This is a genomic window from Streptomyces sp. NPDC058751, from assembly GCF_042746485.1.
Taxonomy (GTDB): Bacteria; Actinomycetota; Actinomycetes; order Streptomycetales; family Streptomycetaceae; genus Streptomyces.
This window is the reverse complement of the sequence record NZ_JBHYPZ010000050.1, coordinates 1-22,897: the sequence shown is the minus strand read 5'-3', so window position 1 is coordinate 22,897 and position 22,897 is coordinate 1. Positions and strand designations below refer to the sequence as shown.

General features: G+C 69.7%; 22 protein-coding genes, 1 pseudogene and 1 riboswitch. Of the genes and pseudogenes, 11 read left to right on the top strand and 12 right to left on the bottom strand.

From position 1 onward, the window contains the following. Nucleotides 1–164 precede the first annotated feature (164 nt). Entirely contained in the window at nt 165–1,070 is a 906-nt protein-coding gene (locus ACFW6B_RS34425) for a universal stress protein (RefSeq protein WP_386602473.1), read from the bottom strand. Between the two features lie 498 nt (nt 1,071–1,568). Continuing rightward, nucleotides 1,569–2,672: an ABC transporter ATP-binding protein gene (locus tag ACFW6B_RS34420; protein WP_386602470.1), complete on the bottom strand. Its 1,104-nt coding sequence runs from the start codon at nt 2,670–2,672 to the stop codon at nt 1,569–1,571. Nucleotides 2,673–3,716: 1,044 nt separating this feature from the next. On the opposite strand from ACFW6B_RS34420, the gene ACFW6B_RS34415 reads away from it, so the two are divergent. From ACFW6B_RS34415 to ACFW6B_RS34405, 3 genes are all read left to right on the top strand, one after another. Next, nucleotides 3,717–4,439, top strand: coding sequence for a CBS domain-containing protein (locus tag ACFW6B_RS34415; protein WP_386602468.1), 723 nt, complete (start codon nt 3,717–3,719; stop codon nt 4,437–4,439). 237 nt (nt 4,440–4,676) lie between these two features. Further along, nucleotides 4,677–5,342, top strand: a complete 666-nt coding sequence (locus ACFW6B_RS34410) for a DUF4389 domain-containing protein (RefSeq protein ID WP_386602466.1) — start codon at nt 4,677–4,679, stop codon at nt 5,340–5,342. Then, nucleotides 5,339–5,719 carry a hypothetical protein gene (locus ACFW6B_RS34405; protein ID WP_386602464.1) on the top strand — a complete coding sequence of 127 codons (381 nt, stop codon included), beginning with the start codon at nt 5,339–5,341 and terminating at the stop codon, nt 5,717–5,719. The genes ACFW6B_RS34410 and ACFW6B_RS34405 overlap by 4 nt, the downstream gene beginning before the upstream one ends. Before the next feature lie 537 nt (nt 5,720–6,256). On the opposite strand, the pseudogene ACFW6B_RS34400 reads toward ACFW6B_RS34405, so the two are convergent. From ACFW6B_RS34400 to ACFW6B_RS34385, 4 genes and pseudogenes are all read right to left on the bottom strand, one after another. Continuing rightward, nucleotides 6,257–6,745: pseudogene (locus ACFW6B_RS34400) on the bottom strand (carbamate kinase); the annotation flags it as partial. Nucleotides 6,746–6,920: 175 nt separating this feature from the next. Then, nucleotides 6,921–7,187, bottom strand: a complete 267-nt coding sequence (locus ACFW6B_RS34395) for a hypothetical protein (protein ID WP_386602462.1) — start codon at nt 7,185–7,187, stop codon at nt 6,921–6,923. Then, complete coding sequence (locus tag ACFW6B_RS34390) at nt 7,184–8,071, bottom strand: DUF6083 domain-containing protein (RefSeq protein ID WP_386602459.1); 888 nt, start codon at nt 8,069–8,071, stop codon at nt 7,184–7,186. Before ACFW6B_RS34390 ends, ACFW6B_RS34395 begins: the two co-directional genes overlap by 4 nt. A 159-nt stretch (nt 8,072–8,230) precedes the next feature. After that, nucleotides 8,231–8,494, bottom strand: coding sequence for a helix-turn-helix transcriptional regulator (locus tag ACFW6B_RS34385; protein ID WP_386602457.1), 264 nt, complete (start codon nt 8,492–8,494; stop codon nt 8,231–8,233). Nucleotides 8,495–9,383: 889 nt separating this feature from the next. Between ACFW6B_RS34385 and ACFW6B_RS34380 the strand changes: the two genes are divergently transcribed. The 3 genes from ACFW6B_RS34380 to ACFW6B_RS34370 all read left to right on the top strand — a co-directional run bounded on the left by ACFW6B_RS34380 (nt 9,384) and on the right by ACFW6B_RS34370 (nt 12,746). Further along, nucleotides 9,384–9,683, top strand: a complete 300-nt coding sequence (locus ACFW6B_RS34380) for a hypothetical protein (RefSeq protein WP_386602455.1) — start codon at nt 9,384–9,386, stop codon at nt 9,681–9,683. A gap of 511 nt (nt 9,684–10,194) precedes the next feature. Next, on the top strand, nt 10,195–12,411 hold the full coding sequence (locus tag ACFW6B_RS34375) for an ATP-dependent endonuclease (RefSeq protein ID WP_386602453.1): 2,217 nt from the start codon (nt 10,195–10,197) through the stop codon (nt 12,409–12,411). Between the two features lie 200 nt (nt 12,412–12,611). Then, nucleotides 12,612–12,746 (top strand): hypothetical protein, encoded by a 135-nt coding sequence (locus ACFW6B_RS34370; protein ID WP_386602451.1) that lies wholly within the window; start codon nt 12,612–12,614, stop codon nt 12,744–12,746. Between the two features lie 91 nt (nt 12,747–12,837). Here the strand turns inward: ACFW6B_RS34370 and ACFW6B_RS34365 are convergent, their stop codons facing one another. Then, a complete protein-coding gene (locus tag ACFW6B_RS34365) occupies nt 12,838–14,055 on the bottom strand; it encodes an acyl-CoA dehydrogenase family protein (protein WP_386602450.1) in 1,218 nt (405 codons plus the stop codon). Between the two features lie 242 nt (nt 14,056–14,297). Further along, on the bottom strand, nt 14,298–14,519 hold the full coding sequence (locus ACFW6B_RS34360; protein WP_386602448.1) for a CbtB-domain containing protein: 222 nt from the start codon (nt 14,517–14,519) through the stop codon (nt 14,298–14,300). 36 nt (nt 14,520–14,555) lie between these two features. Further along, a riboswitch (cobalamin riboswitch) is annotated at nt 14,556–14,698 on the bottom strand. Nucleotides 14,699–14,836: 138 nt separating this feature from the next. On the opposite strand from ACFW6B_RS34360, the gene ACFW6B_RS34355 reads away from it, so the two are divergent. Further along, on the top strand, nt 14,837–15,412 hold the full coding sequence (locus ACFW6B_RS34355; protein ID WP_386602446.1) for a histidine phosphatase family protein: 576 nt from the start codon (nt 14,837–14,839) through the stop codon (nt 15,410–15,412). Nucleotides 15,413–15,574: 162 nt separating this feature from the next. Here the strand turns inward: ACFW6B_RS34355 and ACFW6B_RS34350 are convergent, their stop codons facing one another. Both ACFW6B_RS34350 and ACFW6B_RS34345 read right to left on the bottom strand, forming a co-directional pair. After that, nucleotides 15,575–15,949, bottom strand: coding sequence for a ferredoxin (locus ACFW6B_RS34350; protein WP_386602444.1), 375 nt, complete (start codon nt 15,947–15,949; stop codon nt 15,575–15,577). 51 nt (nt 15,950–16,000) lie between these two features. Next, the gene (locus tag ACFW6B_RS34345) at nt 16,001–16,393 is read right to left on the bottom strand and encodes a nuclear transport factor 2 family protein (RefSeq protein ID WP_386602442.1); all 393 of its coding nucleotides are present in this window, start codon (nt 16,391–16,393) and stop codon (nt 16,001–16,003) included. Nucleotides 16,394–16,476: 83 nt separating this feature from the next. On the opposite strand from ACFW6B_RS34345, the gene ACFW6B_RS34340 reads away from it, so the two are divergent. The 4 genes from ACFW6B_RS34340 to ACFW6B_RS34325 all read left to right on the top strand — a co-directional run bounded on the left by ACFW6B_RS34340 (nt 16,477) and on the right by ACFW6B_RS34325 (nt 21,123). Beyond that, nucleotides 16,477–17,040, top strand: a complete 564-nt coding sequence (locus ACFW6B_RS34340; RefSeq protein ID WP_386602440.1) for a PadR family transcriptional regulator — start codon at nt 16,477–16,479, stop codon at nt 17,038–17,040. 88 nt (nt 17,041–17,128) lie between these two features. After that, nucleotides 17,129–18,286 (top strand): Gfo/Idh/MocA family protein, encoded by a 1,158-nt coding sequence (locus ACFW6B_RS34335; RefSeq protein WP_386602438.1) that lies wholly within the window; start codon nt 17,129–17,131, stop codon nt 18,284–18,286. 64 nt (nt 18,287–18,350) lie between these two features. Further along, the gene (locus ACFW6B_RS34330; RefSeq protein WP_386602436.1) at nt 18,351–20,081 is read left to right on the top strand and encodes a protein kinase; all 1,731 of its coding nucleotides are present in this window, start codon (nt 18,351–18,353) and stop codon (nt 20,079–20,081) included. Between the two features lie 160 nt (nt 20,082–20,241). Further along, the gene (locus tag ACFW6B_RS34325) at nt 20,242–21,123 is read left to right on the top strand and encodes an oxygenase MpaB family protein (RefSeq protein ID WP_386602434.1); all 882 of its coding nucleotides are present in this window, start codon (nt 20,242–20,244) and stop codon (nt 21,121–21,123) included. Nucleotides 21,124–21,148: 25 nt separating this feature from the next. On the opposite strand, the gene ACFW6B_RS34320 is transcribed toward ACFW6B_RS34325, so the two are convergent. Both ACFW6B_RS34320 and ACFW6B_RS34315 read right to left on the bottom strand, forming a co-directional pair. Beyond that, nucleotides 21,149–21,673, bottom strand: coding sequence for a hypothetical protein (locus ACFW6B_RS34320; protein WP_386602433.1), 525 nt, complete (start codon nt 21,671–21,673; stop codon nt 21,149–21,151). An 87-nt stretch (nt 21,674–21,760) separates the two neighbouring features. Beyond that, nucleotides 21,761–22,702, bottom strand: coding sequence for an aegerolysin family protein (locus tag ACFW6B_RS34315; RefSeq protein ID WP_386602431.1), 942 nt, complete (start codon nt 22,700–22,702; stop codon nt 21,761–21,763). Nucleotides 22,703–22,897 lie beyond the last annotated feature (195 nt).

Here is a 22,897-nt window from a genome sequence, read left to right as displayed (position 1 = left end):
AGGATGCCCGACGGAGAAGGATGCAGCCGTCCGATCACGGGCCAGACCGACCGGCCCGTTCCCCACCGCCCACAGCCTCAGACGACACAGTCACGTCTGTCATCAGGTGTCACTCCACTTTCAAGATCCACCGTTGACCGTGCAGACCCCTTCAGGGGGTGCACTCAGTCGTGCGCGATGACGGCGACGGGGGCGGGGGCGTGGTGCAGCACAGCGTGCGTGACGGGGCCGATGCGGGCGCCGAGTGGGCTGTGGCGGATGCGGCGGCCCACGACGACCAGCGAGGCCCCGCGGGAGGCGTCGGCCAACTCGACGGCCGGGCTGCCGCAACGGGACTCCTCGACGACCTGGACGGCCGGGTACTCCTCCTTCCAGCGGTGCAGCACCTCGGCCAGCGTGGCAGCGTCCTGCTTGCCCAGCACGGCGTTGAGCTCGGGGTCGGCGGGCAGACCGTAGGCGAAGTACGGCGGCGGGCTCCAGGCGTGGACGACCCGCAGGGGTGTGACCCGGCGGGCGGCCGCCTCGAAGGCGTAGGCGATCACCGTGTCGTCGGGGTGATCGGTGTCGAGCCCGAGGACGACGGGCCCGGACAGGGCCGCCGACGACAGGAGTCCGGGCGGATCCACCGCATGACCGTCCGCGGCCCGCTCCCCGGCACGGACCAGGACCACCGGCTGCTCGGCGCCCGCCACGACGGCCTGGCCCACGGAGCCGACCAGGAATCCGCCGATGCCGCTCAGCCCTCGGGAGCCGAGAACCACCAGCTCGGCGTCCTTCGCCGCCTCGGCCAGCACCTCGGCGGGCCGGCCCGCGACCTGCTCCACGGTCACGTCCAGGCCGGGGTGACGCGCCCTGAGCCCTTCGAGCACCGCGCGCGCGGCTCGCCCGCCCCACGGTTGCCGCGTCTCGGCGCCGAGGAACCGCGCGAGGGCCAGGGGCTCGGGCACCGCCTCCCAGACGTGGACCAGTTTGACCGACAGCCCACGCCGCTTCGCCTCTCGGGCCGCCCACTCCGCCGCGGCACGGCTCTCGGCCGAGCCATCGAAACCTACGACAACACTGCGGACCATGGCTTCTGCCTCCTCATCGGGATTCGATGCCAGCGTGGTGGTGCGGAAAGCGGTGGAACAGGGGCCGCAGGTCCCCGACCGGGGCCGGTGGACCCTGTGGACCGACAGGCGTGGGGGGGGAGCAACCGCCCCCTTCACAAGGCCCGTTGGGCAGCCGGACTCGATCATGAGGGGTGCCGCATCAGTGGGCCGTCTGTCCGACGCAGACCGGCCCCGGCTCCTGGACGCTCCTGCAGGACGCAGCGCCACCACCCGTCCACGGCAGCTGCACCCGCCGCGGTGAACCGTCCGGACAGGGCGTCGCGGGCGCGGAGTGACGCGCGAGCCGGGCCCGGCAGCAGGTCGACGGCGGCGTCGAAGCCGGGCCGTTGCGCCGCGACGCGGAGGACGGCGCGTACCGCCTGTTCGGTAGGTGACCGTCACCGCACGAGGCCGTCCCGTGGCGGCGCTGTGACGCCGCCCTCCCCGGACGCGGTCCTTCGGTGTCGCCGGAGCCGTTCAGCCTTCCAGGCGCAGGCCGGTCTCTGCCGAGAAGAGGTGAACGGTCTGCGGGCGCGGAACGACGTGCAGCTCCTGGCCCTTGTCCGGTGTGTGCCGTCCGGGCACACGGAGGATCACGGGCTCGGTGTCCTCACCGAACCGGGCGGTGCCGTAGACGTAGGCGTCGGAACCGAGCTCCTCGACCACGTCGACCCGTATCCGCAGGCCGGTCGGCTCCGCCCGGCCGCCGCCCGGTAGCACCTCGAGGTGCTCCGGGCGGACGCCGAGGACGACCTCCTGGGCGTGGGGCCTGGCCGCGTCCAGGATCTCGCGGGGCAGTGGGACGACGGTGTCGCCGAACCGCACGCCCTCCGGAGCAAGAGGCACCGTGAACTGGTTCATGGCCGGAGAGCCGATGAACCCGCCGACGAACGCGTTGGCCGGCCGCTCGTAGACCTCCTTCGGGGTGCCGACCTGCTGCAGCACTCCGTCCTTCATGACGGCCACGCGATCGCCCATGGTCAGCGCCTCGACCTGGTCGTGGGTGACGTACACCGTCGTAATCCCGAGACGGCGCTGCAACGACGCGATCTGCGTACGGGTGCTGACCCGCAACTTGGCGTCGAGGTTCGACAGCGGCTCGTCCATCAGGAACACCTGCGGCTCGCGCACGATCGCGCGGCCCATCGCCACGCGCTGCCGTTGACCGCCGGAGAGGGCCTTTGGCTTGCGGTCGAGGTACTCGGTCAGGTCCAGGATCCTCGCCGCATCGGCGACCTTCTGCCGGATCTCCGCCTTCGGCATCCCTGCGATCTTCAGGGCGAAGCCCATGTTGTCGGCGACCGTCATGTGCGGGTAGAGCGCGTAGTTCTGGAACACCATGGCGATGTCCCTGTCCTTCGGCGGCAGATGCGTGACGTCCCGCTCACCGATCCGGATCACCCCGGCGTCCACGTCCTCGAGGCCCGCCAGCATCCGCAGGGAAGTGGACTTCCCACAACCCGACGGACCCACCAGAACCATGAACTCGCCGTCGGCGATGTCCAGGTCGAGCGCGTCCACCGCCGGATGGTCCATCGTGGGATAGACGCGGGTCGCCTTCTCGAAGCTGACCGATGTCATGACCGCAACTCCTCTCCTCCCGCCGACTGCGAAGACCTGGCGGCGCGCCGACCCCACCTTGCAGCCGGCCCTTTTTGACAACTCACATCCTGGCCGTGCCTCGTGACGTTTCATCAGGGCCGCACCGGCCCCGACCACGGGCCGGTGGACCCGTGACCGTGGACTGCTCGACCCGGCCCCGCATCGAAGGCTGCGCCCACGACCATGACGAGACAGGCCGGCGTACCCTCCGGGGCCGCACCCGCACGGGACCCGGCTCAAGGTCCACGCCCGACAGCGCCCCGGTGCAGCCCCACCCGGCACGAGCGGGGCCCGGTCTCCGATGCGCTCGCATGGATGAGGCTGGTCGCCTCTGCCTCATCGACGACGGGCAATCTGGTTGGTGCCATCGTCGGCGCCGACGACGAGGACTACGTCGGCCCGCGGGCCGTGCGGATCGGTGTCGTCCGCCCAGGTTTTCGGGGACGCGATGCTCAGGCAGGCCCGCTGCCGCGGAAGGGGCCGACCGGTTCCACGGTTCGGAACGGAGCCGTGAGGCGCTGTGCTCCTGTGGCCGATCGGCCGACTGCGGGAGCCGGTCGCTGCCGAAGCGGGCTGCCCGGTGATGACCGACGGACCGAGGGCGATCAGTTCCCCCGCTGTGTCGGTGGCGGCTGTCACGGGCGACCCCACACCGTGTCACAACCCTCACAACCGTCCCAGCCGCCGCATGCACCACTGCCGGGCCGACGCGCAACCGCATGCCTCACGCCCGCACAGGCCCATCGGACTGGGGGCTCTTCAGCCTGCGCCCACGGGACGGTCGGCCCCTGCCCCAGCCCACGGCGGTACGGGAAGCTGAAGCGGCATCGGGGGGCCAGCTCCCAGGAGAGTCCTACGAGGGACAGCAACGGCTGCTCGGCCGACACAGCCCGTGCGTTCCGGCCCCCCGATGCGATCGCAGACCGACACGTCCCGCGGGACTCCACGCCGTCAGGCGGGCCGCCGCAGCAGATTCCGTCGTGCTCCGCCTGCGGACCGCGAGTGCGGAAGGGAGTGGGTGTGATGAGCCGGACCGTCGGCGAGGTGATGACCCGTGAGGTCGTCGAAGCGCACCGGGAGACCTCGGTCAAGGACGTGGCACGGCTGCTGGACCGGCACCGGATCAGCGGACTGCCCGTGGTCGACCACGACGACAAGGTCGTGGGCGTGATCTCCGAGACCGATCTGATCCGCCGCCAGGCGGTTTGCTCCGTGCCCGGCCGTGGCCAACGGCTGTGGACGCCGACGCTGCGCCGCTCCGCGCGCCGTACGGCCGCCGTCGCCCGCGCCACGCGGGCACAGGAGCTGATGTCGACGCCCGCGATCACCGTGCACCCGGAACAGCGTGTCGAGGACGCCGCGCGGATCATGGAGCGGCGCGGTGTCGAGCGGCTTCCGGTGGTGGACGAGGAGGACCGGCTGATCGGCATCGCCACCCGCCGCGACCTGCTGCGTGTCTTCCTGCGCACCGACGAGGAGATCCGCCGGGACGTGATCGACGACGTCCTGACCCGCGCCCTTTGCCTGCCGCCCCGCACCGTGGTCGTCTCGGTCCTGGACGGCATGGTCACGTTGGAAGGACGGCTCGAGCACCGCAGCGACATCCCCCTCGCGATCCAGCTGACGTGGCGCGTCGACGGAGTGGTCGGCGTGGTCAACAGCCTGACCTTCCGCATCGACGACACCCGCCCGCCCGAACAGCATGATTCGGACAGCGTCACCCGCCCCTGGCTGCTCCAGCGCTGACCTCCGAACACCCGGTGACAGCCGTCACGGCAGTCTGGCCAGCCGGGACTGCCGGGCCTTCCGAGTGCGCGCTCATCCACTGCACGTCGGCTTCAAGGACTGACGGCGGCCGGGACCGATGGCCTCGAGGCCGGACCTGCCCGGCCCTCGCGGCGGCACCCGGGCACCCGTGAGGCTGGCAGCAGGCCCAGACCCGTCCAGTGAGAACGGGTCCGTAAGCCGAAGGAGCTGATCGCCATGACGACCCTTGCCGGGGTACCGGAGCGTCCGGTCCGGGTGAACGCGGTGCTGGATGCACCGCTGTCCCGGTGGCTGTGGCTCGTGAAGTGGATCCTTCTCGTCCCGCACTACGTGGTGCTGTTCTTCCTGTGGATCGCGTTCACCGTGGTGAGCGTGATTGCGTTCTTCGCCATCCTGTTCACCGGTCGCCATCCGCGCACCCTCTTCGACTTCAACCTGGGGGTGCTGCGCTGGAGCTGGCGGGTCGCCTTCTACTCGTACGGCGCGCTGGGCACCGACCGCTATCCACCGTTCAGCCTGGGCGAGGAACCCGACTACTCGGCCCGGCTGGACATCGCCTACCCCGAACGGCTCTCCCGCGGCCTGGTACTCGTGAAGTGGTGGCTGCTGGCCATCCCGCACTACATCGTCATCGGCTTCTTCCTCGGTGGCTGGCACCTCGGCTGGTGGGCCGGTGGCCTCGTCGCCGTGCTGGCGTTGATCGCCGCCGTGACCCTCGCCTTCACCGAGACGTACCCGAAGGATCTGTTCGACCTGATCGTCGGCCTGAACCGGTGGGTACTGCGGGTTGCCGCCTACACCGCCCTGATGACCGACGTGTACCCGCCGTTCCGGCTCGACCTGGGCGGCACCGAACCGGACGGACCGGAGGAGCTGTCATGACCACCTTTGTGGTGGGGGCGTTCCTGATCGTGCACGGGCTGCTGCACCCCGGCGTGTGGACGGCACCCCAGCAGCCCGACCAGCCGTCCCCGTTCGACCCCGGACACTCCTGGGCGCTGACCGCCGCCCACGTCTCCGCCGCCCTGGCCAGGGCCACGGCGCTGGCCATCGCCTGGTACACCGCCCTGGTGTACGCCATCGCCGGCGCTGGCGTGCTCGCGGGCAGCGACTGGTGGCCCACGGCCGCGCTGGTCGCGGCGGCGAGCGGGCTGGTGCTCAAGGCGCTCTGGTTCGACCCGTGGCTCAGCGTCGGCGTACTGCTGGACGTGGGCGTCATCGCAGCGGTGGCATCCGCCTGGCCCGGCTCCCTCTACTGAGCTGCTGCCGCCAGCGCACCCGGTGCGATCCGCATGGTGGCGGTCTTGCCCGCGCCGTTGCTGCCGACGAAGCCGAAGATCCCTTTGCCCGCACGTCGAACGTCGTCTCGCGCAAGGCGACGGCTGCGCCGTAGCGCTTGGAGACGTCGACGAACTCAAGCCTTCGAACGCTCACGTGCTGTTCCCCGGCGTGAAATGATCACCATGCGGGCAGCTCGGTCATCTCGCACCAACGAGGTGGCGCCTATCGGTCTTCGATGGTTTGTTCAGCACAACGGAACACAGACTCGCACGACAGCCGTTGATACGGATGGCCTCTGAGCCCACCCACGCCACTTGGGCGGAACCGCTCGACTTCGCAGCCGGGGTCGAGCAGGTCGGAGACGAGTGCGCCGAAGGCGCCCACCTGTTCGGGCCGAACGACCGTGCCCACGCCCGCGCACCGGATTCGGCCATCCGGCCTGTGTCGAGGGCTCCTGCCGCGTGCACCGCCCGCCCCAGGGGAGCCGTCGGCTGCATCGCACGGCCCGAGGCGTTTCAGCCGACGGCCAGATCGGGGCGCACCAGGGTCCCCGACTTCCCGTGGACGATCTCGTACGCGGCATCCAACGCGCCGATCGCGGCCAGGGCGCCGGTGCGTTCGACGAAGCGGGCGGCGGCTTCCGTCTTGGGGCCCATGGAGCCGTCGGGGAAGCCGCCTTGACGCAGGTCGGCGGGGGTGGCGTCGAGGACGGGCTTGGGGTCGGGAGTGCCGTAGCCGTCGTAGACACACGGCACGTCGGTGAGGATGAGCAGGAAGTCGGCCCTGAGGTCCTCGGCGAGCAGGGCGACGGTGAGGTCCTTGTCGACGACTGCCTCGACGCCCCTCAGCGCGCCGGTGTCGGCGTCGGCGGTGACGGGGATGCCTCCGCCGCCGGCGCAGACGACCAGAGTGCCGCCGGCCAGGAGCTCGTGGATGGTGTCCGTCTCCAGGATCCGCTCAGGTGTGGGTGAGGGGACGACGCGGCGCCAGCCCGTACCGTCCTTATTGAGCGTGCTGGTCTTTCCGGTACCGGCGCCTGCTTGCAGGACGAGGTGGTGACCTGCCCGGAAGGCGTCTGCTGCATCGATCTGTTCGTCGGTCGGGGTGGGCAACAGGGACTCCGCGAATTGGGGAAGGGGATCGTGCCGGCGGTCGACTCTGTGGAGCACCGTAGGGGCATTACCGGTTCGGTGGTACATGGAGGTTGAGCCGGATCTGACCGTGCTGGTCCGGGTAGTGCGTGGTCAGGACGTCAATGGGTAGCACCGCGTCGAGCTGGTGGCGCAGCGTCCGTAGGGCGCGGCTGGGATTCTTGGCCCGTTGTACGGTCATCAGCCGGGTGCGCTCCGCGTTGGTAGCCAGCGGCACGGCGCGGCGGGCGCGGTGCAGTTCGGCGGCGGTGGCGGGCCGGGTCAGGGTGATCTCGATGGCGTGGTGCCGTGTCACGGCCGGGCTGCCTTCCGTCCGCGCTCTGCTGGGCCGGGGCGCCGGATGCGGTCAGGTAGCCGGGTGTGGATGTGCTCGTGGTGGATGAGCGGGTCGAAGGGTTCCCAGTCGGCGACAGCCAGATCCGCGGCGGAGGGCGTGGCGGCGTGCTGCGGGCAGCGCTGCGTGCGCCAGCGCAGTTGCTCGGCGTAGGGCAGGCGTGTCAGGTCGTACACGGCCATCATCGCGTTGGGCAGAGCGAGTTGACCGGCCGCAGCGGTAGCGGGCACCAGGCGCCAGGCGCCTGCTGGGGTCTCATGGGTGAGTAGCGTGCTGGAGCAGCGGCGGCGGCGCCGCGTCTGGGCGACGCACTGGATCTCGTCGACAGGGCTGGAGGCAAGGTAGCGGACGTACAGGAGTTCCACGACAGGCCTGGCGGGGCGGCAGACTCCCGACGGCATCGCCTCGCCTTCCTGCGGCGCGGAAGGAGGGGCGAAGGCTCCGGCATCGATCATGCGGCGGGTGTTGATCGCCAGGCGGCGGCGCAGTCCCGCCAGTTCGGGCACGGACGGCGATGCGCAGTGAGCGGGGCAGAGCGCGGCGTGCTCCAGGCGACACCAGCCGCTGCCGTCGCCCGCGGGGTGGGCGACACCGGAGCTGACGTGCCAGCGGCAGGAGGCGGGCACTGCGGCGACCGGCAGTTCGTGGGGATGCAGCCGCACGGGCCGCTGATTGATGCCGTGGTACCACTCGAACCGGTTGCCGCAGTCGCGGCAGCGGTCGCTCTGACCGAAGCGGAGGAGCCGGGTGACGCTGTCGGGAGCTACGCGAAGGGAGCGCCGCGCGTGGACGGTGACGGGAGTTCCGTCCCAGTGCCGTCCTGATGGTGGGGGTGTGGAGCGCATGGGCACGAAGATGGCGGACGACACGCCGGGCGGACAGCGTCGGTGACGCAAGAGTCCCCCAGTCGGCCCCATTCGTGAAGACGGATGTGCGAGTGTCCGTTCACATGTTCACTCCGGCGTCGCCGGTTCGGGTGATGAGTGACGGCCTTTTCGCAGGCGTCAGACGTCCGCACCCTCAGGCGGTTCGTGCCCCTGGCAGAGGAATCCGAAGAGCTCCTCGACCGGCGCACTCAAGGCGTGAGCGAGGGCATGCCAGGTCTTCAAGGTGCCGATGGTGCGGCCTTGCTCGATCTCGATGAGCGTGCGCCTGGCCAGGCCGCTGCGGGCTGCGAGTTCGTCGTAGCTCCAACCGCGCGCCGCCCGCAGACGCGCGAGCTCCAGGCGCAACGCGTCGAGATTCGGATCGGGCGGGAAGATCGTCACTCGACAATCCGACGGTGCAGCCCCCTGCCCTGTCAGTGCAGATCTCTGCCCTATTTTCACCTGGTCGCCCAGATGGGTGGGCAGAGGTCTGCACTATCGTGCGGCCGTTAGCCGCTTCCGATCACCTGCGCGAGGCGCGCATCGGCGCGGATGAGGCGGGAGGAGCACGTGCCCGATGAGGCTCTGCACAACGCACACGGCGGTGCGGCGTGTCTGGACGGTCGAATTGCGGCCACGAACGAGCGGACCGGAGCTGATCTGCCCCCTGTGCCCACCGGTGAGCCAGCCTCTGGAGGCCTCGTCCGCACGGTCAGCCGTTGTTGCTCATCTGGCCGAGCATGCCCGCCGTGATGTACTTGCGCCTCATTTCCGCACGTGCCAGTGCCGGGAACGCGGTTGCCGTTGGCACCCTCGTCAGCAGGCGTGCGCCGGTGCCCTGCTCCTGGTGCTCATGCGCGAGCAGGGCGGCCGGATCTGGCGCCTGGCGGACATGTGCTCCGCCTGCGCAGGAGCAGTTCCTTACGCGGCAGCGGTTCCGGATACCTTGACGGCTTGCCCATCTGCTCCTCCGCGCGTGCGACGTCGAGGAAGTCGGCCTCATGGGCACGAAGAACGCAGGCATGTACGGGAGACGCTCAACCGACTCGCGACCGTACTGCCCCGCTTCTCCTCCTCGACAGCCCGACTGATCGCGCTGCAGTGCGCGCTGCGCGCCGATCGTCACGGGCAGGTGCACCTGCCCGGCGGGCTCCTACGTGGAATGCGTCTCGCCGGCCACGCCGTGCCTTGGCAGGAACTCGAGCACGCAGGGTGGTTGCGCTGCCGACCGACGGGAACGGGCAAGGGCCAGGGCGGCGTAGAAGCGCAACTGCTCGATACAGACACCCTCATGCCAACACCTGCCCGGACGAACCGGGCCAGAGCCGCGCACTGGGCTCTGCACCCGGTACCTCTGGCCGTTGCCCGAGCCGCACCATCAGCTCTGCGCCTGACCGCCCTGGTGCTCGCCGCGCACACCGAGCCCGACGCCGGACGCGCCGACGCCGAAACCCTCACCCACCTGTGCGGCCTGTCGCAGTCCCAACTGGACGACCTCTTCGACCGGCTCATCCGTACGAAGGTCCTGGAAGCGTGGCACTGCGACGATGACGCCGGTGAGATCCACTGGCGGCCGCGTGTTACCGAGTAAGTGGCGCCTAAACTCACGTCTTCTTGCTCAACTCGCCCGAGAGCAACGCCGATGAATGCAGGACCGACTCAAACGTTCAGCGCCCCACCCAGAGCCCAGGGGGTCAGACAGGTCCGATCTCGGCCAGGCGCCTCCAGTCAGCGCGTAGCGCCGACCCGCCAGGCCTACCAGGCAGACCACTACATCGATTAGCGGCATCGCCCTCATACGAGCAGACCGGGCCCACTTGGGCGTGCGACCACGACAACGACCCGCTCCGCACCCCGTGTAATTCCTATGAGGGTGTTGGACACATGGAACTTCGACGGCGACACCGGCGAGCCAACTGAAGGCCAGGTCTGGCACGTCAACACGCTGCGCGCCGATTCACCCAGCGGCCGGAGCGTTCGCAGCAGAACTGAATCTCAGCGCAGATTTGCCATCTGGATTGATCATTCCACTGCCGACTCATCAGTCAATCTCGGTCAAGCCCGGCGCCTGTGCCACGTGAGCTTCTACGCTGTTCGCTCGGTTGATCATTCTCTGGAGCACCATGCGCCTCGAACACATCAAGATCGACAATTTCCGCGGACTGAGCCACGTGGACATGCCGTTCTCCCGATTCGGCTGCCTCATCGGCGAGAACAACGCAGGGAAGTCCTCGGTGTTCCAAGCCCTCAATATGTTCCTTCGTTCGACTTCTGCACTCGACACTGATTTCCTGAACCCGGCCCAGCCGATCCGCATCGAGCTCACCTTCGCCGGCATCAGTTCGGCAGACCTGCAGCGCCTCGAGGAGAGCCACCGCTCACGCATCGAACCCGTGGTTACGGACGGACGCCTGACCCTGGCGCGGACGTACAAGGGAGCCGGCAAAGGCACGATGTGGGTGGTCCGGGAGGTACCCAGCGACCCTCGCTTCCACAAAGCAGTGCTGGAAAAGGTACTCAAACCGAAGATCTCTACCGAAGAACTTGAGGCGAACGTTCGACACACCTACCCAGAGATCTTCACCAAACTGTTCGGAAAGGTCAGCCGGGCGGCGGTGAGGCGGGAATGGTCCGAGTGTGTCGCAACTCTTGGGCGCGACGAATACACCACAGGCGACGATCCCCTCATGACTGGCTTGGACAGGTCGGTGGCCCCTCTCTTGCCGGAACCGATCTACATCCCGGCCGTAAAGGAACTCAATGACGACCTCAAGACCGGCTCGACAGCAACGTTCGGACGTCTGCTGTCCATCCTCTTCGAGGACATCGAGCATCAACTACCGCAGCTGGAAGCATCCTTCGAACAGCTTCGCAGTCAACTGAACGTCGTACCGCAGGCGGACGGCAGCGAGTCTGACCATCGTCTGTCGGAAGTGCGCGAGATCGAATCGTTGATCCAGCGCAATCTCCAAGAGTCCTTCCCCCGTGCCAGCGTTCGCCTGGAGATCCCTCCGCCCCGCCTGCGCAGCCTGCTGGAAGAGGCACAGATCGCTGTCAACGACGGCATCAGCGGCCCGTTCAAGACCAAGGGAGACGGCCTGCGTCGGTCCGTGGCCTTCGCGATCCTGCGCGCCTACGTGGATCTGAAGACCACGAAACCGACTCAGCCAGACAGCGCTCAGCAACCCTCGCTGCTGCTGTTCGAGGAGCCTGAGGTGTTTCTCCATCCGCAAGCACAGCGCAAGCTCTTCGAAGCCCTGACCGTCTTCTCCGGCTACAACGACGTGCTGGTCAGCACACACTCCTCGGCCTTCTGCGCGCCCGGGGCGACCGGCACCTTCGTGAAGGTCATCAAGGACCATACACTGGAGCCGCCGGCCAGCCGAACCTGTGTGATCGACCTGTCCGACATGGACGCCCGGGATCAGTTCGAGATCATCACCCACGAGAACAACGAAGCAGCATTCTTCGCCACCTCTGTGCTCCTCGTGGAAGGCCCGAGCGACCGCACTCTCATCCCTCACATCGCGCGCACCCTCAGCCCGCAGTGGGACTTCGACAAGCACGGTGCTGCAATCGCCAAGGTCGAAGGCAAAGGCAGCATCGAGCGGTACCGCAGCTTCTTCCAGCGCTTCGAGATGAGCGTCGCGGTCGTCGCGGACCTGGACGCGGTACTCGACGGGTTCGACAAACTTGGCGCAAGTGACGAGTCCCGTCAGCTGCGTGACCGGGTCGTCTCCAAGGTCAACGAACTGGTGAAGGACGAGGACGTGCAGGTCTCCGCCAGCACCCTCAAAAGCTTGAGCAAGAGCGGTAGCGCACGCGCTCTGTGGGACTACGCACAGCTCAAGAGCGAAGAGCACGCACAAGGCCTGTGCGGGTTCGAAGAAGTAGACACAGCGGTGAAAGCGTTCTTCGCCCGCTCCACCACCGGCACTGCCCGACGGATCCTCGAAGAGGCCCGGGACCCGGAGCTGGAGAAGATGAAACTGGAACTGCTGCAGATGCTTCGCCACGAAGACATCTATGTCTGGGAGCGTGGGGCGATCGAGGCCTACTATCCCGAACTCCAGGTCAACGAGTCGAGCAACAAGAACGACCGGGCCCGTACCTTCTGTGAGCGCTACACGACAGCCGACGCCATCCGTGGGCTGCCTGCCTTCAAGGATTCGACGGCCTGCGAATTCGACACCGTCTTCCAGGCCTTCTTCGGGACATCGCCACTGCAACCAGAAGCAGTTGAGGTACCCCAGCAGGCCACAGCGAGGGACCGGGAACCTGGGCCCGCCACGTCACCCGTGGCCGGGGGACCGCGCTAGGACAGGGGTAAGGCTTTCGTGAGGCCGCAGCACCGACGCGCCCGCCGGTCGTCGGCAGAGACTCACTACTGACCTGGCTCCGGGCCGCCTCCCGTACGAGAGGCGGCCTTCCTCGAGAACACCCGCCAGATCTCAAAGACCGAACTTCGTTGGTGGTACCTGCGGATTCCGCTGCCTTGATCACTCGGCTGGACGCCAGCATGACCGACCGCGAAGCCCTGAGCACGGAACTGAACCCGCTCCGCGCCGATGTCTCCAAACACTTGGTGGAGCACCACCTGCTGCGCGAGATCGGCGCGACTCACTTGCGGATCAAGGTGGACATCGAGACCTGACCAGCGAGGCCTGGAACGCACCGGAGAGCTCAATTGATCATGGTGCCAACTATCCTCGGTATGTGACAACTAACGTCTGTGGTCACAGGCCCTAACGCCGGACCCGGGGCATCCCCAGGCCGATCCACGAGATGATCTCCCGCTGGATCTCGTTGTTGCCGCCGCCGAAGGTGAAGATCACGGCCGAGCGGTAGCCGCGTTCGAGCTCGCCGTGCAGGACGGCGCCCGCGGAGCCCTCCTTGAGGGCACCGGGGGCCGCGACGATCTCCATCAGCCAGGCGTACGCGTCCCGGCGCGCCTCGGAGCCGTACACCTTGACGGCGGAGGCGTCCTGCGGGGTGAGCGTGCCCTCCTGGACGGCGTTCACCATGCGCCAGTTGAGGAGTTTCATGGCGTCCAGCCTGGTGTGCGTGCGCGCGAGGAGGCGGCGCACCCAGGGGAGGTCGACGACGCGATGGGGGCACCTCCCGGCCGAAGGCTGGGGGACGTCGGCGAGCTTGGTCTCCGTCGCCCAGCGCTGGACGTCGTGCAGGGCGCGGATGGCCATGGTGCCGTGCGCGGCGAGGGTGACGCGCTCGTGGTTGAGCTGGTTGGTGATCAGCCGCCAGCCCTCGTTCTCCCCGCCGACCCGGCGGGTGGCGGGGACGCGGATGTTCTCGTAGTAGCTGGCGGTGGTGTCGTGCGAGGCGAGCGTGTTGATGACCGTGCACGAATAGCCGGGGTCGGAGGTCGGTACGAGGAGCATGGTGATGCCCTTGTGCGGCGGGGCGTCCGGATCGGTGCGGACCGCGAGCCACACCCAGTCGGCCGTGTCGCCGTTGGTCGTCCAGATCTTCTGGCCGTCGACCGTGTAGTGGCCGGTCTCCTCGTCGCCCTCCCGCACGGCCCTGGTCCGGAGCGCGGCGAGGTCGGTCCCGGCGCCGGGTTCGCTGTAGCCGATCGCGAAGTCGATCTCGCCGGAGAGGATCCTCGGCAGGAAGTACGACTTCTGCTCCTCCGTACCGAACCGCATGATCGTCGGCCCTACGGTGTTGAGCGCCATCAGCGGCAGCGGCACCCCGGCCTGGGCCGCCTCGTCGAAGAAGATGAACTGCTCCATCGGGGTCAGCCCCCGCCCGCCGTACTCCTCGGGCCAGCCGACCCCGAGCCAGCCGTCCGCGCCGAGGCGTCGGATCGTCTCACGGTAGAAGCGCTTCTGCGCCGCCGGGTCCGCGTAGCGCGCGTAGGCGTTGTCCGGTACCAACTCGGCGAAGTAGAGACGAAGTTCGGTCCGCAGCCGCTGCTGCTCCGGCGTGTATTCGAGATGCACGGCGCCTCCTGCCTCCGGGCCCGACCTGACGGCGCACACCGTAGAACGTGTTCCAGAAATTGGGAATGCCGATGACGCCGGCACCGGGAAGGACACCGGGGCCGAGGTACGTGGTGCAAGGTGCGAGGTGTGGGGTGCGGGCGCACGCGAGGGGGCGGTGACCGGTCTCCCGGGCACCGCCCCCTCGTGCCGGCCGGTTTCCCGGCCGCCGGATGTCGCGGCTCGTACGTTCCCCGGCGCGGTCAGTGGCAGGGGAACCCGAGCAGGTGCCGGGCGTCGTGGACCCATTCGTGGACGTTCTCGCCGGAGACGAGGGCGGTGGCGCCCTGTTCGGCGCCGACGAAGTAGAGCAGGACCAGCATCAGGATGCCGAAGAACGCCGCCCAGGGGGCGATCGCGCCGATCGGCAGCTTCTCGGGAACGGCGGCGGGCGTGACGGTCGGCTGGACGACGGACTGCGCCATGGGGCAGAACCTCCTGGGGAACTCGCGTCCCATCTCGGTGGTGCACAGGACGACGGCCACGGGTCTGACTCGCCCGCTTCCGTCACCCCCGGCCGGAGTGGCGTGCGTCGGGCTTACAGTGGCGCGACCGTGCCGGATTTCCACCGGGCTTCCGCCGAACCGTCGTCAATATCCATGTGACCGTACCGCGAAGCCGGCGGTCCGGCCAAGGGCGCGCACTCCGGCACTCCGTGCGCCCCAGGGTCACGGACGACGGACGAGGCACGGGCCCGGAACGTGGAACACGGCCCGGGTCCACGACACATGAGAGTGATGGCATGACCAGCCGAGTGACCTTGATCTCCGCGGCGACCAGCGAGGCGCTGCGAGAGGCCCGCTTCGACGACGGGAGTCCGGTGGACGCCTCGGGCCTGCGGGCCGCGCGGTCGGCGGCCGACGCGGGCGGCGTTCCGGCGGGCGGGCGCCTGTGGGTCTCCCCCACCGTGCGGTGCCGGCAGACGGCGGCGGCGCTCGGACTGGAAGGCGCGCTCGAGGCGCCGGAGTTGGCGCCTCTCGACGTGGGCCGCTGGCACGGGGCGACGCTGGCCGAGGTGAGCGCGCAGGAGCCGGAGGCGGTGGCGCGCTGGCTCGCCGATCCGGAGTCGGCACCGCACGACGGGGAGTCGGTGCGGGCGTTCTGCGACCGGGTGGCCGAACACCTGGACGCGGCGGCCGGTTTCGGCGGCCGGACCGTCGCCGTGGTGGAGCCCGAGGTCGTACGGGCCCTGGTGGTGCGGGTGCTGGGGGCGCCGGAGCAGGCGTTCTGGCGCGTGGACGTGCCACCGCTCACCGTCACGGAGCTGAGCGGGCGCGCGGGCCGCTGGAACGTCCGCGCCGGACGCCCGCTCGCCTGACCGGCCTGACCGGCCCGACCGCTCGCCGCTCACCGCCCACCGCTCACCGCCCACCGCTCACCGCTCACCGCTCACCGGGGCGACCCGATCCGGACGGATCGATCCGGGTGACCCGATCCGGGCGGCTCGATCCGGGCCGCTCGATCCGGACCGCTCGGGGCTTCACCGCAGCGTGGCGACGAAGTCCGCGCAAGCGCGGGCGCATTCACGGCAGACCTGCGCGGCGGCCTCCGCCCCGGGACACCCGTCGAAGGCCGCGGCACACTCCAGGCAGACGTCCCGGCACCACTCCAGCCGGACGCGGAGCTCCCGGTCGCTCAGCCCGGGATGACGGGACAGCACATGGCAGGTCGCCTCGCAGACCTCCGCGCAGAGGATGCCCGAACGCCGCGCCGTCTCCTGCCGCTTCGGCCCGTCGGGATCCATGAGGCTCGCGCGCAGCGTGGCGGTCCTGGCGCATTCGGCACAGGCCCGGGCACACTCGAAGCGGTCCTCCAGGTACCGGAAGAGCTCCTGCTGTGAAGGCGTCGTCGTCACAACAGGCGTGTAGCCGGAGGAAGTCGGTTCAAACGGCTCGGGGCCGCGCCTTCACGCGCCGGCCGCTTCCCGGGAGATCCGCTCGAACTGCGCCCCCATGGCCTCGGAGAGCGCCTGCGCCGCGGACAACGGGCGCACCATCACCATGAGTTCGTCGATGCGCCCCTCCTCGTCGAAGTGCAGGAAGTCGCAGCCGTTGATCTCCTTGTCGCCCACCTTGGCCGTGAAGACCAGCGCGTGGTCGCGGCCGTCGGCCCCGGCGATCTCACGGACGTAGCGGAAGTCGCTGAAGACGCGCCAGACGCCGCGCAGGATGGCGGCGGTGATCGGCTTGCCCGGGTACGGCTTGAAGGCGACGGGGCTGGTGAACACGACGTCGTCGGCCAGCAGCTCCTCGACCGCGTCGAGGTCCCCGGCTTCCACGGCCTTGCGGAAGGCGTTCATTTGCGCCCACCCTTCTTACTCAATTAATTGATTAGGTGCAGATAAGATTAGTCCTGCGGGCGGGGGCCGTCTAGCCTTGCGGGATGGCATTGCGCAACGCGGTACTGGCCTCGCTCCTGGAGGGCGAGGCGTCGGGCTACGACCTGGCCAAGGGGTTCGACGCCTCGGTGGCCAACTTCTGGATGGCGACCCCGCAGCAGCTCTACCGGGAACTGGACCGGATGGAGTCCGAGGGGCTGATCGAGGCCCGGGTGGTGCAGCAGGAGCGCCGGCCCAACAAGCGGCTCTTCTCGCTGACCACGGCGGGGCTCGAAGCGCTGGCGTCCTTCACCTCGGGGCCCGCGAAGCCCACCGCGATCCGCGACGAGCTGATGGTCAAGGTGTACGCGCTCGACATGGGGGACGCCGACGCCGTCCGGGTGGCGATCGCCGAGCGGCTGGAGTGGTCGCGCGCCAAGCTGGCGCACTACGAGCGGATCGGCGCCCGCCTGCTCGACGGGCGCACCGAGGACGAGTACCTGGCCGGGGCGGAGCGCGTGGGCCCGTATCTCACGCTGATGGGCGGCCGCGCGTTCGAGCAGGCGATCATCGAGTGGGCCGAACGGGCACTGCGGATCCTGGAACAGCGGGCACCGCTCGCCCACTGAAGGCGGCTTGTGCCGATTGGCGCGTCCTGTGCGCATTAGCCTGGTCCCGGACCGGGTCGGTGGCGATCCGGTGCTGAGGAGGGCGGTCGTGATGCGGGTGCTCGGTGTCGCTGTCGTGGGGTTCGGCTGGATGGGGCGGGTGCACACGCAGGCGTACGCCCGCGTTCTCCACCACTTCCCGGAACTCGCCCTGCGCCCCGAACCGGTCGCCGTCGCCGACGACGTGCCCGGCCGGGCCGAGGAGGCCGCCGCGCGGTACGGCTTCGCCACCGCCGTCCGTGACTGGCGGGAGATCGCGGCCGATCCGCGCATCGAGGCCGTGAGCGTCACCGCGCCGAACTTCCTGCACCGGGAGATCGGCGTGGCCATGGCCGCGGCCGGCAAGCACATCTGGATCGAGAAGCCGGTGGGACTGACCGCCGACGACGCCCGGGCGGTGTCGGACGCGGTGGCCGAGGCCGGGGTCCGGGGCGCGGTCGGCTTCAACTACCGGGGAGCTCCCGCCGTCGTGGCGGCCCGCGAGCTGATCGCCTCCGGCGGCATCGGTGACGTGACACACGTGCGCGTCCGCCTCTTCAGTGACTACGCGGCCCATCCGGAGGGCGCGCTGACGTGGCGTTACGAGCGGGAGCGGGGCGGCAGCGGCGTCCTCGGCGACCTGGCCTCGCACGGTGTCGACCTGGCCCGTTTCCTGGTGGGCGAGATCGAGGCGCTGACGGCGGACACCGCGGTCTTCGTGCCGCTGCGGGCCCGCCCGGCCGGCGCGACAGCGGGTCACACGCGCGCCGCGGGCGGCGAGCCGGCCGCCGTGGAGAACGAGGACTACGTCAGCTGCCTGCTGCGCTTCGCCTCCGGTGCGCGCGGCGTCCTGGAGGCGTGCCGGGTCTCGGTGGGCGAGCAGAACAGCTACGGGTTCGAGATCCACGGCACCGAGGGCGCGCTGTTCTGGGACTTCCGCCGGATGGGCGAACTCGGCGTCAGCCGGGGGACGTCGTACCAGGACCAGCCGGTCAGCACCGTGTACGTCGGTCCGGGTGCCGGCGACTACGCGGCCTTCCAGCCGGGCGCGGCGAACAGCATGGGCTACGACGACCTCAAGGTCATCGAGGTGCACGCCTTCCTGCGTTCCATCGCCGACGACAGACCGTACGGAGCCACCCTGACCGACGCGGTCCGCAGCGCGACGGCACTGGACGCGATGACACGCTCGGCGGCGTCGGGGACGTGGGTGACGCTGGAGACATAGCGGACCGGGGTGTTGTGGTCACCTGCGTGGGGTCGTGTCAGCGCCATCTCGTAGGCTTCCGGCCATGAACGAGGGTGATTCCGGCAGACGGGTCATAGAGGGGCGCTTCGAGCTGGAGGCGCGGCTCGGTGGCGGTGGCATGGGCACGGTGTGGCGTGCACGCGATCTGGTCCTCGACCGGGCCGTGGCGCTCAAGGAGGTACGGCCGCCCGATCCGGGTCTCGCCGAGTACGACCCGCAGGGAGCGGCGATGCTCCGGGCCCGGGTGCTGCGCGAGGCACGGGCGCTCGCTCGCGTCGATCACCCCAATGTGGTGACCATCCACCACGTGGTGGACGGCGGGGAGCACACCTACCCGTGGCTCGTCATGGAACTGGTGACCGGCGGATCGCTCCAGGACCGGCTGGAGAAGGGGCCGATGGCACCCGCCGACGCCGCCCGGCTGGGGCGCGAGGTCCTGGCCGCGCTACGGGCCGCTCACGACGCAGGCATCCAGCACCGGGACGTGAAACCCGCCAACGTGCTGCTGCGGCCCGACGGACGTCCGGTCCTCACCGACTTCGGCATCGCGACCATCAGGGACTCGACCGCCCTGACCGCGACCGGGTCCATCATCGGCACGCCCGACTACATGGCACCCGAGCGCATCTCCGGAGGCGAGGGCGACCCGGGCTCCGACCTGTGGTCGCTGGCGATGATGCTGTACGTCGCCGTCGAGGGGCACCACCCGCTGCGCCGGGGAACCACCCTCGCGACGCTCGCGGCGATGCTGAGCGAGCAGCTTCCGCCACCCTCCCGGGCCGGAGTACTGACCGGGTTCCTGAACGCGGTGCTCGTCAAGGACCCGGCCGACCGGGCGGACGCGCGGACCGCGGACCGGCTGCTCGCCGAGGCGATCGAGGGCGGTGCCCCGGCGGGAAGTGCTCCCGCCGGGGCGGACGGGGCCACGTCGTACAGGCTGGCGCCTCCGCCGGGTCCGACGCCCGTACCCTCCGCACCGGCCGGGTCCGGACCGCCGGCCGGCTTCGGGCCGCCCGCCGGTTTCGGACCTCCTTCCGGCTTCGGACCGGCCTCGGGCTTCGGCCCGCCGACTCCCTACCCGGCGGGCCCCACACGGCCGACCCCGGTGCGGCCGGGCGCCCGCGCGAAGAGGCGGACGGCGATCGCCTCGTCCGTCGTCGGGACCGTGCTGGCGGGAGTCCTGGTGTGGACCCAGCTGCCGGACGGGGGCGACAAGGACAGCGGTAAGCCCACCGGTTCCTCCGACGCGACCTCGACCAGGACGACGGACCCCGCTTCCACACCGTCCCGCTCGGCCCCGGCGGCCCAGGCCGACACGAAGACGGATCTGCTCACCCCCGACGGCATCCGGAAGGCGGTGAAGGAGATCAAGGCCGCGACCGGCACGGACCGGGCGTGCGACCTCACCGTCTACCCGACGTACGTCTCCGCCGACATCATGGTCAAGGGCAGCGACACCAAGTACGACAGCTACACCTACCGCCCGGGCCGGGGCGTCGAGAAGGGCATCATCAGCAGCGCCATCATCGGCGGCGACCGCCCCTTCGGTCTCGACGACTTCGACTGGGACGTCCTTCCCGCCCTGCTGAAGCGGGCGGAGAAGGACCTGAACGTACAGCGGCCGACGATGCGTTACGTCCTGGTCCGCCCCGCCGACGACACGTTCGACACCCCGCTGGGACTGGCCGTCTATCTCGCCGACGACCACGTCACCGGCTATCTGGACGCCGACCTGAAGGGCAAGGTGACCCGGGTGATGCCGGCCGAGGACTGAGCGTTCCGTGCCGGCGGCCGACGAAGGGGACCCGGAGCCGGACTCCGCCGAAAGGGCGGAACACGCGGGGCGTATCGTCGAGAGCGTCGAAGCCACGAAAGCTATTCGCCCGTCCACCGGGGACGTCGACGCTCCGGACGGAACGGGGGACGGGGGCACCATGCCAGGTCTGTCGGAGACGTCCGGACCCGGGGGCTCGACTCGAACGCCCCCGCCCGAACCGGTCCCGTTCGCACCGGGCTCTCTTCTGTGGGACCTCGCGGGTGACGTACGGATGCTGTTCGCCCTGCCCGCCGCCCTGGTGCTCCAGGTCGCGCACCCGGCCGTCGGTGCCGGCGTCGACGACCACTCGGTCTTCCGCACCGACCCCTGGGGCCGCGCGCGACGCTCGCTGCACTCGCTGCAACTGTGGGTCTACGGCGGCGAGCAGGCCCTGGAGGAGGGACGGCGGCTGCGGCGCCTGCACAAGTCGATCTCGGGCACGGACCACAACGGCCGTGCCTACCACGCCCTGACCCCGGCCTACTACGCCTGGGTCCACGCCACCGCCTACCCGGTCTTCCTGCGGGCGGCGGACTACCTCTCCCGTCCCCTGGACGAGGACGAGCAGCACCGCCTCTACGAGGAACTCCTTCAGCTCGGTGACATACTCGGCATACACCGCCGCGACATGCCCCCCACACCGGAGGCGTTCTGGCAGTACTTCGACGCGATGGTCCGCGACGAACTGGAGGCGACGGCCGTCGTCCGGGAACTCCTCGACCCGCACCGCCCCGTCGCACCGCCGGACGGATCGCCCGCCCTGCTCCGCCGCCTCTGGCCCCTGCTGCGCCCGCCGCTGTCGCGGTTGAACGTCTTCGTCACGACCGGACTGCTGCCGCCCGTGGCACGGGAGCGGCTCGGCCTGGCGTGGAGCGACCGGGACGAGCGCAGGCTGCGCCGCTTCGGGGCGGTCGTGCGCAGGACCCTCCCGCTGCTCCCGGAGCGGCTGCGCTACCTCCCCCTCGCCCGCGCCGCGCGCCGCTCGGTCCGGTCCGGCTGACACCGGACCGGACCGGACTCACGCGCTACAGCTGCGTGTTGACCATGTACCACCAGTAGGCGTTGACGGCCCCCACAACCGCGCCGGCGGCGTTGAACGCCAGGTAACGGCCCGTCGCCTTGTTCTTCAGCCCGAAGGTCCCGGCCGGACCGGCGACCCTGAACCAGTTGAAGATGTCGCCGGTACCCTCCGAGATGAGCACTTCATCGCGCCTGCTGAGCAGACGCTCCCGGTTCCCGTGGGAGTCCATGTTCACCAGCGACACGGAACCGTCATTGTTGTTGGTCATCTGCCAGACGGCGTTGTCGCGCCCTTCTCCGTACCAGAGCCGGCTGGCCTTGCAGGTGACCAAGCCGTAGTAGTCGATGTCCCCGAGCCACAGATCGGGTTGGTCCTGCGGGGCCAGCACGTAGGTGTTCGGCTGCATGGCGACGGCCGCGGGCACGGGACCGGGCGGCGCGGTGTCGGCGGGCAGTGCCGCGGCCGAGCCGGCCGTGAGGACGGCCAGGGCGGCGGCGCATGACAGTGCCGCGGTGTAACGAGACATCATCGTCCCTTCTCTCCTGCACGACAGGAGAAGCTGCGAAGGAGGGGAATGCGGTGGACGGAGACGGCCGGGAAAGGGCGGCGCGCGCCGTCAGCCCTTCAGCACGGTGAAGGTGACGGCCGCGTTGTCACCGCCGCCGCCGTCCTGCCGGCAGACGTACCCGGAGGGAGGCGCGCAGGAGTATCCGTTGCTGCCCACGTAGGGGTTGTTCCAGGAGACGCGGACGGTACCGACGTTGAGCATGTTGTAGACGGCCGATCCCTCCGTCCCCGTCATGAAGCCGTTCGACTCCGACTGCCAGGTCGCGTTGGACATCGGGTACACGTGGTCCGGGGGAATCAGGTTCTCGCTCCAGGTGCCGTGCACCAGGCTCGACGAGGTGCGCAGCAACTCGTTGGGCGTACGGTTCTGCAGCGTGACGTGCGTGCTGCGTGCCGCCGCGGACGCCGACCGCCGGTCACTGTTCACGGCGGCCGCGGTGCGGCCGCCGCCGCTGATGGTGAACCACACGTCCGCGTTGTCGCCGCTGCCGCCGGAGCGCGCGCAGCTGTAGCCGGCGGGCGCCGTACAGCTGTAGCTGTTGCTGCCCACGTAGGGGTTGTTCCAGTGGATGGAGACCTCTCCGGCGTTGCCGATGGAGTAGCGGGCGTCGCCTTCCGTCCCCGTCATCACCCCGGAGGAATGGGAGCCCCAGACGACCTGGCTCCCGCCGTCGATGGACTCGGGCGGTGTCTCGTCGTCCCAGACCCCGTGCGACAGCGACGAGTAGTTGCGGTACAGGGTCGTGGTGGTGCCGTTGACGACGTGCACCCGGGTGCTGCGGGCCGACTGCGCCGACGCCGTGGACGCGTGTGCCGTGTCGTGCGACGTGTCGCGTGCTGCCGCGGCTGCGGAACTGCCGGCCGAGGCGAACACCGCCGCGGCGGCCATCGCGACCGCGACGGCCGTCGCGGCTGCGGTCTTGGTGCCGCGTGCCCTCACCGCCCTGGACACCGAACCCGGGCCCCTGCGAATTCCTGCGCTGTGCGACATTGCGCCTCCTGCTCCTCGTTCGGGCTTCCGGGAAAGAGCCTGCCGAGGGGGCCTAACGGCGGTGTAACGCCGGACGCGAGCAGCGGAGGAATCCGGGCGTTACTGACCTTCAAAGCGTGATGTCGTCATGGCAGCTGGCGGCGAAGGCCAGTGCCGGTGAGGCAGCCGTCGAGGACGTCGTGGCGGTATTGGAGC

Coding starts and splice junctions, on each gene's coding strand:
- ACFW6B_RS34320 (WP_386602433.1), bottom strand. CDS start 21,673: ATGATGTCTCGTTACACCGCGGCACTGTCATGCGCCGCCGCCCTGGCC.
- ACFW6B_RS34330 (WP_386602436.1), top strand. CDS start 18,351: ATGAACGAGGGTGATTCCGGCAGACGGGTCATAGAGGGGCGCTTCGAG.
- ACFW6B_RS34380 (WP_386602455.1), top strand. CDS start 9,384: ATGCCAACACCTGCCCGGACGAACCGGGCCAGAGCCGCGCACTGGGCT.
- ACFW6B_RS34390 (WP_386602459.1), bottom strand. CDS start 8,071: ATGCGCTCCACACCCCCACCATCAGGACGGCACTGGGACGGAACTCCC.
- ACFW6B_RS34360 (WP_386602448.1), bottom strand. CDS start 14,519: ATGGCGCAGTCCGTCGTCCAGCCGACCGTCACGCCCGCCGCCGTTCCC.
- ACFW6B_RS34315 (WP_386602431.1), bottom strand. CDS start 22,702: ATGTCGCACAGCGCAGGAATTCGCAGGGGCCCGGGTTCGGTGTCCAGG.
- ACFW6B_RS34415 (WP_386602468.1), top strand. CDS start 3,717: ATGAGCCGGACCGTCGGCGAGGTGATGACCCGTGAGGTCGTCGAAGCG.
- ACFW6B_RS34345 (WP_386602442.1), bottom strand. CDS start 16,393: ATGAACGCCTTCCGCAAGGCCGTGGAAGCCGGGGACCTCGACGCGGTC.
- ACFW6B_RS34420 (WP_386602470.1), bottom strand. CDS start 2,672: ATGACATCGGTCAGCTTCGAGAAGGCGACCCGCGTCTATCCCACGATG.
- ACFW6B_RS34425 (WP_386602473.1), bottom strand. CDS start 1,070: ATGGTCCGCAGTGTTGTCGTAGGTTTCGATGGCTCGGCCGAGAGCCGT.
- ACFW6B_RS34325 (WP_386602434.1), top strand. CDS start 20,242: ATGCCAGGTCTGTCGGAGACGTCCGGACCCGGGGGCTCGACTCGAACG.
- ACFW6B_RS34370 (WP_386602451.1), top strand. CDS start 12,612: ATGACCGACCGCGAAGCCCTGAGCACGGAACTGAACCCGCTCCGCGCC.
- ACFW6B_RS34355 (WP_386602446.1), top strand. CDS start 14,837: ATGACCAGCCGAGTGACCTTGATCTCCGCGGCGACCAGCGAGGCGCTG.
- ACFW6B_RS34405 (WP_386602464.1), top strand. CDS start 5,339: ATGACCACCTTTGTGGTGGGGGCGTTCCTGATCGTGCACGGGCTGCTG.
- ACFW6B_RS34410 (WP_386602466.1), top strand. CDS start 4,677: ATGACGACCCTTGCCGGGGTACCGGAGCGTCCGGTCCGGGTGAACGCG.
- ACFW6B_RS34340 (WP_386602440.1), top strand. CDS start 16,477: ATGGCATTGCGCAACGCGGTACTGGCCTCGCTCCTGGAGGGCGAGGCG.